Source organism: Flavobacterium sp. K5-23 (assembly GCF_023278045.1).
Classification (GTDB): Bacteria; Bacteroidota; Bacteroidia; order Flavobacteriales; family Flavobacteriaceae; genus Flavobacterium.
Window position 1 is genome coordinate 1,643,860 of record NZ_CP056783.1, and the last position, 16,613, is coordinate 1,660,472.

General features: G+C 33.9%; 11 protein-coding genes. 5 read left to right on the forward strand and 6 right to left on the reverse strand.

The annotated features are described in order from the left end of the window. The 4 genes from FLAK523_RS07290 to htpG all read right to left on the reverse strand — a co-directional run bounded on the left by FLAK523_RS07290 (nucleotide 1) and on the right by htpG (nucleotide 5,767). On the reverse strand, nucleotides 1–1,125 hold the full coding sequence (locus FLAK523_RS07290) for a HAMP domain-containing sensor histidine kinase (protein ID WP_248907902.1): 1,125 nt from the start codon (nucleotides 1,123–1,125) through the stop codon (nucleotides 1–3). A 67-nt stretch (nucleotides 1,126–1,192) separates the two neighbouring features. Then, the gene (locus tag FLAK523_RS07295; RefSeq protein WP_248907903.1) at nucleotides 1,193–1,993 is read right to left on the reverse strand and encodes an alpha/beta fold hydrolase; all 801 of its coding nucleotides are present in this window, start codon (nucleotides 1,991–1,993) and stop codon (nucleotides 1,193–1,195) included. 765 nt (nucleotides 1,994–2,758) lie between these two features. After that, nucleotides 2,759–3,373 carry a hypothetical protein gene (locus FLAK523_RS07300; RefSeq protein ID WP_248907905.1) on the reverse strand — a complete coding sequence of 205 codons (615 nt, stop codon included), beginning with the start codon at nucleotides 3,371–3,373 and terminating at the stop codon, nucleotides 2,759–2,761. Nucleotides 3,374–3,877: 504 nt separating this feature from the next. Then, nucleotides 3,878–5,767 carry a molecular chaperone HtpG gene (gene htpG / locus FLAK523_RS07305; RefSeq protein ID WP_248907906.1) on the reverse strand — a complete coding sequence of 630 codons (1,890 nt, stop codon included), beginning with the start codon at nucleotides 5,765–5,767 and terminating at the stop codon, nucleotides 3,878–3,880. A 181-nt stretch (nucleotides 5,768–5,948) separates the two neighbouring features. Here htpG and FLAK523_RS07310 point away from each other — a divergent pair, with 181 nt between their 5' ends. The 3 genes from FLAK523_RS07310 to FLAK523_RS07320 all read left to right on the forward strand — a co-directional run bounded on the left by FLAK523_RS07310 (nucleotide 5,949) and on the right by FLAK523_RS07320 (nucleotide 8,228). Further along, nucleotides 5,949–6,428, forward strand: a complete 480-nt coding sequence (locus FLAK523_RS07310; protein ID WP_248907909.1) for a lipocalin family protein — start codon at nucleotides 5,949–5,951, stop codon at nucleotides 6,426–6,428. Between the two features lie 20 nt (nucleotides 6,429–6,448). Continuing rightward, a complete protein-coding gene (locus FLAK523_RS07315; RefSeq protein ID WP_248907911.1) occupies nucleotides 6,449–7,144 on the forward strand; it encodes an OmpA family protein in 696 nt (231 codons plus the stop codon). Between the two features lie 139 nt (nucleotides 7,145–7,283). Next, nucleotides 7,284–8,228, forward strand: a complete 945-nt coding sequence (locus tag FLAK523_RS07320; protein ID WP_248907913.1) for an ABC transporter ATP-binding protein — start codon at nucleotides 7,284–7,286, stop codon at nucleotides 8,226–8,228. Nucleotides 8,229–8,287: 59 nt separating this feature from the next. Here the strand turns inward: FLAK523_RS07320 and FLAK523_RS07325 are convergent, their stop codons facing one another. After that, nucleotides 8,288–10,699 carry a S9 family peptidase gene (locus tag FLAK523_RS07325; protein WP_248907915.1) on the reverse strand — a complete coding sequence of 804 codons (2,412 nt, stop codon included), beginning with the start codon at nucleotides 10,697–10,699 and terminating at the stop codon, nucleotides 8,288–8,290. A 290-nt stretch (nucleotides 10,700–10,989) separates the two neighbouring features. Between FLAK523_RS07325 and FLAK523_RS07330 the strand changes: the two genes are divergently transcribed. After that, complete coding sequence (locus FLAK523_RS07330) at nucleotides 10,990–11,997, forward strand: 3-oxoacyl-ACP synthase III family protein (RefSeq protein WP_248907917.1); 1,008 nt, start codon at nucleotides 10,990–10,992, stop codon at nucleotides 11,995–11,997. Between the two features lie 88 nt (nucleotides 11,998–12,085). Here the strand turns inward: FLAK523_RS07330 and FLAK523_RS07335 are convergent, their stop codons facing one another. Further along, nucleotides 12,086–14,515 carry an outer membrane beta-barrel family protein gene (locus FLAK523_RS07335; RefSeq protein WP_248907922.1) on the reverse strand — a complete coding sequence of 810 codons (2,430 nt, stop codon included), beginning with the start codon at nucleotides 14,513–14,515 and terminating at the stop codon, nucleotides 12,086–12,088. 298 nt (nucleotides 14,516–14,813) lie between these two features. On the opposite strand from FLAK523_RS07335, the gene argS reads away from it, so the two are divergent. After that, nucleotides 14,814–16,592, forward strand: coding sequence for an arginine--tRNA ligase (gene argS, locus FLAK523_RS07340; RefSeq protein WP_248907924.1), 1,779 nt, complete (start codon nucleotides 14,814–14,816; stop codon nucleotides 16,590–16,592). The last annotated feature ends 21 nt before the right edge of the window (nucleotides 16,593–16,613 follow it).

The following is a 16,613-nucleotide window of genomic DNA, read 5'->3' on the forward strand; positions in this document are numbered from 1 at the left end:
TTAATGTCCACTTTTAAACTTAGTATGAAATGTAGACCCTTTGCCCAAACTGCTTTCGATGTCAATCTGTCCTCCGTTTTGTTTCATGAACTCGTAACTCAACATAAGACCCAACCCAGTACCCTTTTCTCCATCTGTCCCATTGTTGCTTTGTATTTTACTAATAGAGAATAATTTTCTTTTAATTTCATCAGAAATCCCTACTCCGCTGTCTGAAACGGATATTTTAACTAGTCCGTCTGGTAATGATTTAGCCGTCAAACTTACAAAACCGTTTTTATGAGTGAACTTAATAGCATTGTTCACAAGATTTCTAATTACGAATTCTATTTGATTTTTGTCACCAATTATGGTAAGAGAGTCGTCAACCGAGAAACTTATATTTATTCCTTTTTCTAATGCTACCTTTTGATAAACGTCAAATATGTTTGAGGTAATGTCTTTAACTTTTATTGTCTCTTCATTGAATTGGGAGTCCCCCATTTGTACCATCGCCCAAGTGATTAGATTGTCGGCCATTTTAATTGTACTGTCAACTGAGTCGCTAAGTTGCTTGCTCATAGTCAAAATCTCGTCCTTGTTAAGATTGTCAAAATGGTCAATTAACAAAATTGAGAACGACTTCAAAGAAATAAGAGGGCTTTTTAAGTCATGAGCTACAATACTAAAAAATTTATCCTTTGTAGTATTTAGTTTTTCTAGTTGACGACTTTGTTCTGCAATTACTTGAATATTGCTTGTTAGCTCTTTATTTACTTTTGAGAGTTGCGTCAACAATTCCTCAGATTTTCTTTTAGCATTCATTAATTCTATCTCGTACTGCTTACGTTGTGTGATGTCTAGCACACTAAATTGAATATAATTGTGCTGCTTCTCATTGGTACTTTGCTTAATTGCATTGATAAGCACTGGAAAGCGAGTTTCATCCTTTCTAATAAAATCAAAACTAATTTGACTGACCTCTCCATACATATGCAGTAAGGGAGCAAAATGCGTTTCGTAGTAAATTTTACCTCCTATGGAAAGAAAGTCTTCGAATCTTTTAGTTTCAATGATTTCTTCGCGAGAATAACCAGTGAATGCCAAGAAAGTATCATTCACATCTATTAGGGTGCCATCCTCCATGGTGTGTAAATAGCCACAAGGTGCATGATGATATAAGGTTTTGAAATCTAATTCCATACATTATTTGTTACCTAGCACTTAAGAATTTCTTCATGCTCTGAATGGTTTCTTCCGGTTCGCTCAAGTGTGGACAATGTCCTTTTGCTTTCAGTTGGGTTAATTGACTGTCTTTAATGTGTTGTTGTACATAGGTACCCACATGAAGAGGGGCTATCATATCTGACGAACACTGAAGTATCAGGGTAGGTACTGTTACCTTTTCTAAATCCGCTCGATTATCTCCTAAAAAAGTTACGCGGGCGAAATGTTTAGCAATTTCGGGGTTATTGCGGCAAAAACTATTTTTTAATTCTTGTGTTAATGCTGGCCGTTCAGTATTTCCCATAATCACAGGGGTAATGGCACTCGACCATCCAAGGTAATTAGAATCGAGGGCTTCCAATAATTCATCTATACTTTCCTTCGAAAAACCCCCATTATAAGAATGGTCGCTAATATACCGGGGAGAGGGGCCTATCATGATGATGCAATCAAATACAGCAGGATTTTGTATGGAGGCTAGTGCACCAATTATGGCACTTACAGAATGTCCGACCAACACGACATCTTTTAAGCATAGTTCCTCAATAAGATCAAGAAGATCGTCTGCGTGTGCTTGGAGGGTATTGTATTTGTCAAAATCATAGGCATTAAGATCAGATTGGCCTGAACCCACCAAATCAATAAGTACAATTTTGTAAGAAGTTTCAAATGCAGGGGTAATAAATCGCCACATGTTTTGGTCACAACCATAACCGTGAACGAATAGCATTGTCTTTTCTCCTTTCCCTAGAATCTTGGCATTATGTTTTTTCTGTGATTTTGTCATAAAGCAAGAGTTTAATATTGAAAACAAGTATTCTTTAGACTTCTGCTATGTCTTGACCTATTGACTGGCTGAAGAGGATAAGTGTAAAAAATATAGTTTGGGTTATTTTCATTTAGTCAAGTTCGATAGTTTTTAATCCGTCCTGCAATAACCGCTAACTTGTATATAGGCGAAATAAAACTTCGCCAATTTACCCTTTTCAGGATGTATACACGAAGTTTTGTTTCGCTTTATTTGATTTCAAATATATTAATTTATTTCCTATAAAACTTATGATTAATTTATTAATTATAAGTTTTATTAAAATACACAAGCTAATCATTATTATGAAAAACTGTATTTTCTAATCAGCCCCGATTACTTCACTTTGCATCAATTTTTAATAGGAGTTCAGTGAACTTCGTTTGCAGTGGAAATCCCACGCTTTTTTCGCGTGGATTGCAGCGAATAGCGGGAGGGATTTATTTTATCTAGGAACACTTCGAGCAGAACGGGTCATTGCGAGGAACGAAGCAATCTCATCCAGTATTTCCGTTCCAATACTCCACCCTTTTTTTATTTTCTTTGTCGATCTGTTTTAGTGTGATAGCTTTCGCCCCGGCGAACAGGTCGTTCCTCCCTATGACTTTTATTAACGAATAGTTATGTATGCTCAACGTGTTTTGCGAAGCCAGGTTCCGATAGCTATCAGAATCACACAGCAATTCCGGTTTTTAATGAGGTTAATTTTATTAAGGAACACTTCGAAAAGCAGGGTTATTCAAATCAATAATTAAAATTATATTCATTTACTTGATCTTCTTGAAATTGTATTTCAGGTGTAACACCACTTGATTCGATTGTATTTTTTAATTTTAACCAGTAAATTTTATAATTATCCGCATTTTCAGGAACATTGTAATATACAATTGAATTTACATTTATACCTCTCCAAGAAGATTCTTCAAACGCTCCAGTAGTTCCGCCTCCAGGAAGATTTTCTGCTGGATAATGCTTGTTCTGTATCCCGAAATTTTCAATTTTTGTTCTAAAACTCTGTTTGTTTCCAGAGAAAAAATCAATATAAATGTAATCATTAGCATCAAAAGGATTGGTGTTGTTTACATAAATTTTAAATTTTAAAAATTTATTCACTTTAAGAACAATATCTTTATTTGTATTAAAATTACTCAATTCAAAAGCAGTATAATTATCGTCTTGCGATTTAAAAACAGATACAAAAGTATTGGATTCATTTTTCATTGATGTACTAAAATTTCCATTTGAATCTGTTGTAACTTCTTTTGAATCAATTCTTGTAGTGTATGACCAATAACCAGTGCCGTGAACTTGATTTATTTGTAATAAAACTTGTTGGTTGGAAATTCCTTCACCATTCATTTCTCTTTCAACTCTACCTTATTACTGTAATGTAATTAGTTTCATCATTTGAACAACCAAACAAAATAAAAATCAATGCAGAGATTAATATTGAAATTTTCATAATCTTTTTTTTTAAGTTACTTACTTTCGTTTAGCTCAATGGTTTTGCACAACGTGTATATGCTCGCTTCATAGTAGTGATTATACGCCTAAAATCAGATAGATAGTTGCTATTAAATAGTGAGTTATTATCAAATGTATAAATAATATTTTTATTTGTTACTAATTTTTTAATGTCCTTAGTGCCTTTTCAGTCTTTTTTTAATTTAATCATTATTATGATAAACTGTATTTCCTAAATAGCCCCGATAACAGTGGAAATCCCACGCTTTTTTTGCGTGGATTGTAGCGTATAGCGGGAGAGAAGTTCTTATGGAAAACAATCCATTTGCTCCAAAAAAAAACCTGCAAGTTTTCACTCGCAGGTCTTAATTCCCCTCCTTTGGAGGGGTTAGGGGAGGATTATTTAATCATTTCGAAACTTCTCTTTACAAAGGCAGTCAATGCTTCTCCTTTTAATAAGTTTTGAGACAATTTAGCAAGGTCTAAAGCTTGTTTTACCAAGTGCTCTTGATGCGTTTTGTCTTCGGTATTTAAAATGTTAGTTGCCAAATTTGAATTGGTATTTACTACCAAGTTGTACATTTCAGGCATATTTCCCATCCCGAACATTCCGCCGCCACCACCTGACTGGCTCATTTCTTTCATTCTACGCATAAATTCTGGTTGCGTGATGATAAATGGAGCTGCTTGGCTATCCATAGCTTCCAGTTGAACGCTATAGTTTTGTTTTGGCACGATTGCTTCTAAAACTGTTTTCAGGTTCGTTTGTTCGTCTTCAGATAATTTAGAAATCGTGTTTTCTTCTTTCTTGATTAAATTATCAATATGGTCAGAATCCACACGTACAAAAGTAATGTCCTTATTATCACCTTCAATTTTTTGGATTAGGTGCGAAATAATAGGAGAGTCAAGAAGTAATACTTCGTATCCTTTTTCCTGTGCTATTTCGATATAAGAGTGTTGCGCGTCCTTGTTTCCTGCGTATAAAACCACTAGTTTACCGTCTTTGTCCGTTTGCTTGTCCTTCAGGTTTTCTTTGATTTCTTCTAGAGTGTAGAATTTATCAGATACAGATGGGTACAATACAAAAGCACCCGCTTTTTCATAGAATTTGTCATCAGAAAGCATTCCGTATTCCAAAACGATTTTGATGTCATTCCATTTTTTCTCAAAATCTTCACGGTTTTCAGTAAACAACGATTTCAATTTATCAGCCACTTTACGGGTGATGTAGTTAGAGATTTTCTTAACTGCACCATCTGCTTGTAAGCTAGAACGAGAAACATTCAACGGGATGTCTGGTGAGTCTATAACTCCTTTTAACATCGTCAAGAATTCAGGTACAATTCCTTCCACATTATCCGTTACATATACCTGATTTTGGTACAATTGGATTTTGTCTTTTTGGATTTGCATATCCGAACCTAATTTTGGGAAGTATAAAATTCCAGTAAGGTTAAATGGATAATCTACATTAAGATGAATGTGAAACAATGGCTCTTCAAACTGCATTGGGTACACCTCGTGGTAGAATTTTTTATAATCCTCATCAGATAAATCAGTTGGTTGTTTTGTCCAAGCTGGATTTGGGTTGTTGATGATATTGTCAACTTCCATAGTTTCTGCTTTGTAATCTTCAGGAGCATCTTCCGGTTTAGGAAGTGTTTCTGTTTTTGTTCCAAATTTAATTGGAATAGGCATAAACTTATTGTACTTGTTTAAAAGCTCTTTGATTTTAAATTCTTCAAGGAATTCCAAAGAGTCTTCTGCAATATGTAAAATGACTTCAGTACCACGTGTAGTTTTGTCAGCTGGTTCCAAAGAGAATTCAGGACTTCCGTCACAGATCCAATGTGCTGCTGGTTCGTCTTTGAATGATTTAGTGATAATCTCCACCTTTGAAGCTACCATAAAAGCAGAATAGAAACCAAGACCAAAATGCCCGATGATTCCAGAATCCTTAGCAGAATCTTTGTATTTTTCTAAAAATTCTTCGGCACCAGAAAAAGCAAGTTGGTTGATGTATTTCTCCACTTCATCAGAAGTCATTCCTAATCCTTGATCAATGATGTGTAGTTTTTTACCTTCTTTATCGATTTTCACTTCGATAGTTGGGTTTCCGTATTCCACTTTGGCTTCGCCAATGCTGATAAGGTGTTTTAGTTTTAGAGTTGCGTCAGTTCCATTTGAAATTAATTCACGTAAAAAAATCTCGTGATCACTATATAGAAACTTCTTGATTAAAGGGAAGATGTTTTCTACTGAAACATTAATTTTTCCTGTTGTCATATTTTTAATTTTAAAGGTTTTTTTTGTATCTTTTGAATATCTTTCAAATAGAATACCAATTGAGAGTGAAGTGACAAAATGGCGTAACTGTTAATTTTGAAACAAAATAAATCAATTTTGAAACAATCGCTTTAGATAGCTTTGTATCTTTGTACTAGTTTAATTATAAAAACGACATAAAATGAAAAAAATTATTTTAATAATGGCAATGAGTGTATTGCTGTTTTCTTGTAAAACTTCATCTATAACTGACAAGAAATTAGATAAAAAAGCTCAAGTAGCAGTAAAAGGAAACTGGGTATTAACTTCAGTGACTTATCCAGGATCAGAATATATCAAGGTAAATTCTTTTGATATTGCAGATTCTAAATGTTTTGTGGGAAGCACATGGAAATTTGTTTCGAATAATAACAAAGGGAATATGGCTTTAACAAAGTTTGATTGTCCAGTATTTAGTTCTCCAATCACTTGGTTTATTAATACAAATGGGGAATTCATTTTGAAAGTTCTAGACGCTGGTGAAAAAGCCAAAAGAGTAAGAGCAGGTTACATTTTACATGTTGCAAATCAAACTGATGATTCTTTCCAACTGGTTGACAAAGGAACTAATGTAGGTGGTAAAGATATTGATGTAGTTTACCAGTTTCAAAGAGCAAATTAATAATAAAAAAAAATAGAGATATGAAAAAGATTTCAGTAGTTACAATAGCATTAGTAATGGTTATTGGGTCAATCTTCACTAGTTGTGAAGCTTTAAAAAACACAAATAATACACAAAGAGGAGCAGGTATTGGAGCAGCGAGTGGTGCTGTGATAGGTGCTATTCTTGGGAATAACCTTGGAAAAGGTGGAAAAGGCGCTATGGGTGCTGTTCTTGGTGGAGTTGTAGGTGGAGTTGCCGGTGGAGTTATTGGTAATAAAATGGACAAACAAGCAAGACAAATTGACGAAGTGCTTCCTGGTGCTGAGGTAAAACGTGTAGGTGAAGGGATTCAATTAGTTTTAAATGAAAATGCAGTGCGTTTTGATACTAATAAATCAACTTTAACTGCAACTGCTAAAGCAAATTTAGATAAATTAGTACCTGTTTTTACAGAGTATCCTGATACTGATATTACTATTTTTGGATATACAGATAGTACTGGACCAGCTGATTATAATTTAAAACTTTCAGGAGAAAGAGCAGCGTCAGTTAGAAATTACTTAGTAAGTAAAGGAGTTGCTTCGGCTAGATTTCACGTAACTGGATTAGGAATTGCTGATCCTATTGCTTCAAATGAAACTGTTGAAGGAAGAAGTCAAAATCGTCGTGTAGAGTTTGCAATTACTGCAAATGACAAAATGCGTCAAGATGCTGAAAAAGAAGCTGGGAATTAAAACCACCCTTTTTTATAATATTGAAAATCGCTTCGTTTAATACGGAGCGATTTTTTTTTACATAAAAAATCAAAATTCATCAATTCATCTTTATCAAAGAAATCTATCTTTGCAGTCTTAAAAATTCATTATTATAAAAATGCTTCAAGTACAAAATATCTCATTTGGTTATACCGAAAAACCGGTTCTTCAGAATATCAATTTCACGGTTGAAAAAGGGCAGAATATTGCCATAATAGGAGAGAGCGGATGCGGAAAAAGTACGCTTTTAAAATTGATTTATGGTTTGCATGATTTAAATGAGGGGAATATTTTCTGGAACGAAACCAAAGTGTTGGGACCAAAATACAATTTGATACCTGGGATGCCTTTTGTTAAATACTTGGCACAGGATTTCGATTTAATGCCTCATATTACTGTTGCAGAAAACGTGGGGAAGTTTTTGTCTAATGGTTTCAACTGCATGAAAAAGTTACGTGTTCAGGAACTCTTAGAAATGGTTGAAATGACGGAATTTGCTAATGTGCATGCTAAGTTTTTAAGTGGAGGTCAGCAACAACGTGTGGCGCTTGCTCGAGTTTTGGCTTTAGAACCGGAAGTATTGTTGCTCGACGAGCCTTTTAGCCATATCGATAACTTTAGAAAAAATGCTTTGCGTCGGAATTTGTTTGCTTACTTAAAGAAAAAAGAGATTACCTGTTTTGTGGCAACTCACGACAGTACTGATGCCCTTTCTTTTTCTGATGAAACGATTGTATTGTATAAAGGAATGTTAGTTGATAAAGGAGATTCGGCATCGATTTATAATCAACCAGTAAATAAATATGTCGCCTCCCTTTTTGGTGAAGTAAATGAATTTATGTTGTCTAATTTAGTGCCTATTGAGGGTGAAGATGAAGTCGTCTTGTTATACCCACACCAGTTAAAAGTTGTTGATAATAGCTTAATGAAAGCGGTTGTTAAACAATCGTATTTTAAAGGGGGACATTATTTAATCAAAGCCGCATTTGAACGAAGAGCGATATTCTTTGAACACGATACACCTTTAGAACTCAATGAGGAAGTGTCCTTAATGATGTCATAAAAATGAAAAACCCCGAAATTCATAAAATTTCGGGGTTTTTTAATACTAAAAGAGTAGCATTAGTTTTTTAAATATTTCTCCAGGAATTGGTCTTGTTCCCATAGTAAATGCAATATGTTTTCTTTAGCAGCATAACCGTGTGATTCTTTAGGTAAAATCACCATTCTTGCAGGTGCTCCTAGACCTTTTAAAGCTTGGAAATAACGCTCCGTTTGTAATGTGAATGTACCAGGGTTATTGTCCGCTTCTCCGTGAACTAACAACAATGGTGTTTTCATTTTATTGGCATTCATAAAAGGAGACATCGTGTTGTACACTTCAGGAACTTCCCAGTAATTACGTTGCTCTGACTGGAATCCAAAAGGAGTAAGAGTTCTATTGTATGCGCCACTTCTAGCAATTCCACAAGCAAATAAATTAGAGTGAGTCAATAAATTAGCAGTCATAAATGCTCCGTAAGAATGTCCTCCAATAGCCACTTTTTTCCTGTTGATATATCCTAAAGCATCTACTGCATTAATTGCAGCCTCAGCATTATCGACAAGCTGTGTGATAAAATTATCATTTGGCTCTGTTGTTCCTTCTCCAATAATAGGGAAAGCAGCATCGTCTAAGACAGCATATCCTTTAGTAACCCAGTAAATGAACGATCCATAATTAGGGAATGTAAATTCATTTGAGTTTTGACTGCTTTGTCCAGCTGAATTCTTGTCTTTGTATTCTGCTGGGTAAGCCCAAATTAATAATGGTAGTTTCTCTTTTTTAACTTTGTCGTAACCTGCAGGTAAATAAAAAGTTCCGGATAATTCCACTCCATCTTTACGTTTGTATTTGATCACTTCTTTGCTAACATTTTTAATGCTTTCAAACGGATTTTCAAACGATGTTATAGGTGTTAGTTTATTTTTTTGCTTGATGTTTCTAAAGTAGTAATTTGGATATTCACTTTTAGATTGAATAAGTACTAAAACCTCTCCTTTTTTGAAATCTTCTATAGATAATAAGTTTTCTTTTTTATCAGTATAAGTTGAAGTATAAAGACGATTTGTTTTTAAAGTATTCAAGCTAAATTCATCTATAAAAGGGAATTGACCTTGTTTAGTAAAACCATCACCCATTAAAAATAGCTTGTTATTTTCTATAGCTAAAACACGTTTCCCGTATTGATTTTTTATAGTTTCAAAATTACCTGGATCAGAATAGATGTCTTGTGAATTTCTGTCTGAAATCACTTTTGGTACTTGATTTACATCTGATGGATTTAGTAAATAAGTTTTAGTGTTTCTAGTGTCATACCATTGATCAAATACTACGGCAGTAGTTTCATTCCCCCAGATCACACCTCCAAAACGTTGTTTTGTTTTCATCACTATTGAAGGAGCAACATCAAATGGTGCATTCCATAATGAAACTGCATCTCTGTAGTCCACTTTGTTTTCAGGATTTCCTTCGTCTAAAGCTTCCACAAAAGATAAAGTGGCTGGTTTGTCATTTCTCCAGTTCATACTTCTTTTTCCGGTACGTACTGCCATAAAACCTTTTGGCATTATTTCGAATAAAGGAACTTCATTAACCGTTTTTACCGTTTTACCTGCTCTGTCATAAACAATTGTTTTTGATGGAAAACGAGATAATGGGACAATGTATGAAAACGGTTTTTGGATCGTAGAGATCATTATGTAGTTCCCGTCTGGAGAGAATTCCTCGCCTGCATACATATCAGCGTTTTTAAATAAAGTTGCCGTTCCGTTTAGGTTTACTTTATGTAATTCTGATGTGATGATGTTTTCAAAATTAGTCTCATCAGCTTTATTTTTCAATAAATCCTGGTAGGTTCTGTTTTGTGATTTAGAACCATCTGCATTAGAAACGATTGGGCCCAATGGCAAATCTTTCTTGGCATCTAATAAAGCTGCACGGTTTTTAGGCAACATTTTCACCAATATGTTTTCGTTGTCATTGAACCAGCTGAAAGGATTTCCAAGGTTTGCGTTTACATTAGCCTCGGTTAATTTTGTAGCTTTTGCAGTTGCAACATCTACAAACCAAAGTTCAACTCCTGTTGAAGTGGTGTGTGAAAAAGCGATTTTCTTTTCGTTTGGCGACCACGAAATATTAGTTAAACGAGGATTAGTGGGTAATCCTGAAACTTGCACTTCGTTTTGGTCTTTTATTTTTCTTAGTTTGATATTGTTAATATAGGTAACCGTACTAGAGATATTAGTTATTGGGTTAATTCTCAAGCCTCCAAGTCTTAATTCATCTTGATTTAAATCGTCTAATGTTTTATAGGTGTTTCTATAAGACAGCAGCATGTATTCTTTTTTAGTATCCATAGATACTGAAGGTGCTCTTTCGTAATCGGCTAAATCTAATATCGATTTAGAGGGTTTTTGATACGTCAAGTTTTCTTGTGCAAAAGCATTTAAGCTGATGCATAGAAATAACAGAAAGCCTATTTTTAATTTCATAATTGGAGTTATTTTGGTTTTTAAAATATAATTTTAATTTATTTGTCTATTGTATGCACATCTTGTTACATATAGAATGAAATATTTCTTTTGAATCGAAATTCCTAGCCCTGATAGAAGTGAAAATCCTTTTATGGTTTTTTTAGAAAACCATAAAAGATTGAAGCGGATAGCGGGAAATTGCTACAGAAAATATTAAAATGATAATTTATTAAAAAAGTAGTAATTTGTGAGCCAATAATTTATAGTATTTGTAAATTTGCAAACTTATTTTAATTAAAACAATAATTATGTACCATTCTAAAATAACAGGATTAGGGTATTATGTTCCCGATAATGTGGTGACTAATGACGATTTGTCGAAGTTGATTGACACTAATGACGAGTGGATTCAGGAAAGAACGGGAATTAAAGAGCGAAGACATATTATAAAAGGCGAGGATACTACGACTTCTATGGGAGTGAAAGCGGCTGAGATTGCTATTGAGCGTTCAGGAGTTGCTAAGGAAGATATCGATTTTGTGGTTTTTGCCACATTAAGCCCGGATTATTATTTTCCAGGACCTGGGGTTATGGTTCAACGTGATTTAGGGTTAAGAACCGTAGGAGCACTAGATGTTAGAAATCAATGTTCGGGTTTTATATATGCTATTTCAGTAGCGGATCAATATATTAAAACGGGTATGTATAAAAACATATTGGTAATAGGTTCAGAGGTTCATTCTACAGGATTAGATATGACATCTCGTGGACGTGGAGTTTCGGTTATTTTTGGTGACGGAGCTGGAGCAGCGGTTTTGAGTAGAGAAGAAGATTTGACAAAAGGAATTTTGTCTACACATTTACATTCAGAAGGATTGCATGCTGATGAATTAGTTCTAAAAGCTCCTGGAATGGGAGGTAGATGGGTAAATGATATCTTAGCGGATAATGATCCTGACGATGAAAGTTACTTTCCTCATATGAACGGACAGTTTGTGTTTAAAAATGCAGTGGTGCGTTTTAGTGAAGTAATTAATGAAGGATTGCAGGCTAATAATCTACAAGTTTCGGATATTGATATGTTGATTCCACATCAGGCTAATTTGAGGATTTCTCAATTTATCCAGCAAAAGTTTAAACTTACGGATGATCAGGTTTTTAATAATATCCAGAAATACGGTAATACAACCGCAGCATCTATTCCTATTGCTTTAACTGAAGCATGGGAACTTGGGAAAATCAAATCTGGAGATACGGTAGTTCTTGCCGCTTTTGGAAGTGGATTTACATGGGGAAGTGCTGTTATTAAGTGGTAATACTTTTTCTATTTTATTATAAATACAAAAAACCCGGAGTTGGCATACTCCGGGTTTTTTTTGGCAACAAATTATTCAAACTAAATTTTTATAAAATTCCACCCCCACCTTGGGTTTCATTTGCATCACGTTGTTTACGCTGAAGCGCTTTGTTTTTTGCTCCACCAAAGATGTAGTTAAACCCGATGTAATAGGTTTGGCTTTCCCAATAAAAAGCCCCTACTTGGTTGTATGGAATTTTTCCATTGAAACCAAAGTGCATTGTATTAAACAAATCATTTGCACGTACAGTTATCGTTCCTTTTCCTTTTAACACATTGTAAGTTGCTCCTAAATCAGCTTTGTACATTGCATTTCTTTCAAATTGTAATCCTAAATCACGACCTCTATACATCCCGAAAAGTTGGAAACGTAATTCTTTAGTAGCGGTAAATGTATTGTTCAGTCTTGCGTTAAAAGTAGTTACATCGACTTGTCCGTTTTCTAATAATCCGGTATTAGCATTTTCAACAGTTCCTTTAACGGTTTTGAAATAAGCATCTACACTTGCATTTATGGACCACCAAGGAGTGAATTTTAAATTTGCCGAAGATTCTATACCGTATGAATTATTATTGTCAAAGTTGTTGAATGATATAATATCTTGATTGCTGTTATCAGGATTTTTATAAATCACTCTTCCTATTTCATTATTGATTTGTCTATAGAAAATTCCCGAAGTAATAGAACCTATTTTAGTGGTTTTAGTGTAATTTACTTCAAATGAATTGGTAAATTGAGGTTCCAATTCTGGATTTCCTCTAGATTCCACTAATGGTGTTGTCCATTCTCTAATAGGATTTATTTGACCAACACTTGGTCTGTCAACTCTGCGTGAATAATTTAAATTGAAAGTGTTTTTATCATCTAAAGTATAAGTAAAAAAGGCTGATGGGTAAAAAGAGAAAATATTGTCTTCTATGTTTTTATCACTTGTAAAAGAAGGATTAACAACTTTGCTGTTAAATGCTGCTTCGATCGAATAGTTCTCTAGACGCAAACCAACTTGTCCACTCCATTTTTTCCATTGTTTGCTGTAATTAGCATAAGCAGAATAAATGTTTCTGTCGTAACTAAAATGGTTAGTTGTGTTAGGAGTAGCCGTAATGTAATCTAAGAATTGATTTGAAGTGGAAAGATTTCTGCTTTCAGCACCCAACTCCAGTTTTGCAGTTTCAGATAATGGATTGACGTAATCTATGTTTATTTGGTAATTATCAGTATTACTGTCTATGTTATTCGTGTTCGATGTTGGTATAAAAGGAAATTGATACAGCGTGTTTTCGTTATTTTTTGTTTTCGAAAAATTAGCTTGCGCTTCTATGTTTTCCCCTTTTTTAGTGAATTCGTGTTTGTAATCGATGTCATAAGTCTGTGTGTTATTGTCACTTTTCGAATTAAAAAGCTGTTTAGTGTCATCATTAGAAGGATCTATATAATTCACAAATGTGCTTCCGTTTCCTTTACCGTCAACTATATTCTGATTTGTATAAAACGAAAGAGTGTTTTTTTCATTGATATAATAATCAATTCCAGCTTTAAGTAAATGAGATGTGTTTAGATTAATGAAATTAAAATTTTGTTCGTTTTCAAGATTTGGTCTTTCACTATTTATGAATCCGCGATTTGCGTTTCTTCCATGGTTTAATCCGTAGTTACCATAAATATTTATTTTACCTGTTTTATAATTTAAATTAAGAGCAGTGTTTAGTTTTGGTGTGATACCAAAAGTTACTCCGCTATTGATCGAACCATTAAAACCGTCTTTTGCGTTCTTGTGTAAAATGATATTGATGATACCACTCATTCCTTCAGGGTTGTATTTTGCCGATGGATTTGTAATTAATTCAATTTGTTTAATGGAAGACGAAGGGATTTGTTGTAACAATTGTGCAGTATCAATATTAGACGGTTTTCCGTCTATTAATACTCTTACATTGTTGTTTCCTCTAAGACTTAATTCTTTTGTTTGGGGATCAATACTTACTGTTGGGATATTGTTGAAAATTTCAGAAGCGTTAGTTCCTGAAGCCACAATATCTTTCCCTACATTAATTACTTTTCTATCTATTTTTTGTTCGAAAGTGGATTTTTCACTAATGATTTCCACACCTTTAAGTTGGATGGCGTCTTCTTCAAGAACAATTGTGTTTAAGTTTCCATTTTTGTTTTCATTACTTAAACTCACTTTTTTTGTTACTGTTTTGTAACCCATAAACTGTATTTCTACGGTGTAGGTTTTTAAAGGAAGGTTTTTGATTAAGAAAGTCCCTTTGTCAGATGAAATGTCACCAGTAATAAATTTGGTTCCTTCCTTTACAATAATATTTACATACGGAAGAGGTTGGTTACTATTCTTGTCAATAATTTTTCCGGAGATAGTTCCCTGACTTTCAAGAAGTGCAGGTTTGACTGAGTTTTGCCCTTGCATCGAAACGAGTGTTCCGAATAACAAGACTAAAAATAATTTGAATTTCATGATTTTTGATTTTGATTGTGAATTGATTGATGATGCAAAGGTAATCTTTATTTTGAATAACTTGTAATACATAGTACTGTTTTTAACAATATTTAATATTTCCTAGCAAATACTAGTATTAGGTGTTATACAATAGACTCTTTAATGAATAAATTGTTACAGTTTTTTTTTTAAAAACACTGTAATTCATACTTTAATGCGTTAATTGCCTCATTTTGAGTAAGAAATTATCTTGTTATCCGATTTTCAATTTGCTACATTATAACTATCTTTGCTTCTTTAAAAATAAAAAGACAAAATGACATTATCACAGATTCTTACCCCCTCAATTGAGAAAGCTATTCATGCTTTATTTGATATTACTATTGAAAAAGTTGAGTTTCAATCTACGCGGAAGGAATTTGAAGGAGACATCACTATGGTGATTTTTCCTTTATTGAAGGTTATAAAGAGTAATCCTGTAGAATTAGGGAATAAAATAGGGAATTATCTAGTTGAAAATGTAGCTGAGGTTTCCCGTTTTAACGTAGTGTCAGGTTTCTTGAATATCGTGATTTCAGATGAGCATTATTTAAATTTTTTCAATGCAATTAAAGACGATGCGAAATTTGGTATTAAATCTCCTAATCCAAATGACAAAGCGGTGTTAGTTGAATATTCTTCTCCAAACACTAACAAGCCTTTGCATTTAGGGCACGTTCGTAATAATTTATTAGGATACTCAGTTGCCGAAATTATCAAAGCTTCAGGGAAAAAAGTATACAAAACCCAAATCATCAATGATAGGGGAATTCATATCTGTAAGTCTATGTTGGCTTGGCAGAAATTCGGAAACGGTGAAACTCCTGAATCAACTGGTCAAAAAGGAGATAAATTAGTCGGGAATTATTATGTGGCTTTTGATAAAGCGTACAAACAAGAAATAGCTCAGTTAATGAGCGAAGGAAAAACAGAAGAAGAAGCAAAAAAACAGGCTCCAATAATTATTGAAGCTCAGGAAATGCTTTTAAAATGGGAAGCTGGAGATGAAGAAGTGATTTCGCTTTGGAAAACGATGAACCAATGGGTTTATGATGGTTTTGAAATAACATATAAAAACCTTGGGGTTGATTTTGATTACTATTATTATGAAAGTAATACCTATTTATTAGGGAAAGATGTTGTCCAAATAGGATTAGAAAAAGGAATATTCGAAAAAGATCCAGATGGTTCTGTTTGGATTGATTTGACTGATGAAGGATTAGACCGTAAAATTGTATTGCGTTCAGATGGTACTGCAGTTTATATGACTCAGGATATAGGAACTGCAATTCAACGTGTGAAAGATTTGCCGGATGTAGGTGGAATGGTTTATACGGTAGGGAATGAGCAGGATTATCACTTCAAAGTGTTATTCCTGATTTTGAAAAAACTTGGTTTTGACTGGGCTTCCAGTCTATTTCATTTATCATACGGGATGGTGGATTTACCTTCCGGAAAAATGAAAAGCCGTGAAGGAACTGTTGTGGATGCAGATGATTTAATGCAGGAAATGACGGATACTGCCCAGAAAATATCGGAAGATTTAGGGAAGTTAGAAGGCTATTCTGATGAAGAAAAATTAAAACTATACACCACTATTGGTTTGGGTGCTTTGAAATATTATATATTAAAAGTGGATCCAAAAAAACGAATCCTTTTCGATCCGGAAGAATCTGTTGATTTTGCCGGAAATACAGGTCCGTTCATTCAATACACTTATGCAAGAATCCAATCAATAATCCGCAAAGCTGATTTTGATTTCACTGGAACTTCTACTATTACGGAGCTTCATGAAAAAGAAAAGGAATTGTTGAAACAACTGGAATTGTTTCCAGAGGTAATTCAAAATGCGGCGCATCATCACAGTCCGGCTTTATTAGCTAATTACACATACGATTTAGTTCGTGAGTACAATTCATTTTATCAAGCTGTTCCTATTCTTGGAGAAGAAAACCTAGACAAGAAAGTATTCAGAGTGCAGCTTTCTAAGAAAGTGGCTGATACTATAGCGGTTTCTTTTAAATTATTCGGAATAAACGTACCTGAGAGAATGTAATCCTAACTTATATTATATAAA

Coding starts and splice junctions, on each gene's coding strand:
- FLAK523_RS07320 (WP_248907913.1), top strand. CDS start 7,284: ATGCTTCAAGTACAAAATATCTCATTTGGTTATACCGAAAAACCGGTT.
- FLAK523_RS07330 (WP_248907917.1), top strand. CDS start 10,990: ATGTACCATTCTAAAATAACAGGATTAGGGTATTATGTTCCCGATAAT.
- FLAK523_RS07325 (WP_248907915.1), bottom strand. CDS start 10,699: ATGAAATTAAAAATAGGCTTTCTGTTATTTCTATGCATCAGCTTAAAT.
- FLAK523_RS07295 (WP_248907903.1), bottom strand. CDS start 1,993: ATGACAAAATCACAGAAAAAACATAATGCCAAGATTCTAGGGAAAGGA.
- FLAK523_RS07310 (WP_248907909.1), top strand. CDS start 5,949: ATGAAAAAAATTATTTTAATAATGGCAATGAGTGTATTGCTGTTTTCT.
- htpG (WP_248907906.1), bottom strand. CDS start 5,767: ATGACAACAGGAAAAATTAATGTTTCAGTAGAAAACATCTTCCCTTTA.
- argS (WP_248907924.1), top strand. CDS start 14,814: ATGACATTATCACAGATTCTTACCCCCTCAATTGAGAAAGCTATTCAT.
- FLAK523_RS07335 (WP_248907922.1), bottom strand. CDS start 14,515: ATGAAATTCAAATTATTTTTAGTCTTGTTATTCGGAACACTCGTTTCG.
- FLAK523_RS07315 (WP_248907911.1), top strand. CDS start 6,449: ATGAAAAAGATTTCAGTAGTTACAATAGCATTAGTAATGGTTATTGGG.
- FLAK523_RS07300 (WP_248907905.1), bottom strand. CDS start 3,373: ATGAATGGTGAAGGAATTTCCAACCAACAAGTTTTATTACAAATAAAT.
- FLAK523_RS07290 (WP_248907902.1), bottom strand. CDS start 1,125: ATGGAGGATGGCACCCTAATAGATGTGAATGATACTTTCTTGGCATTC.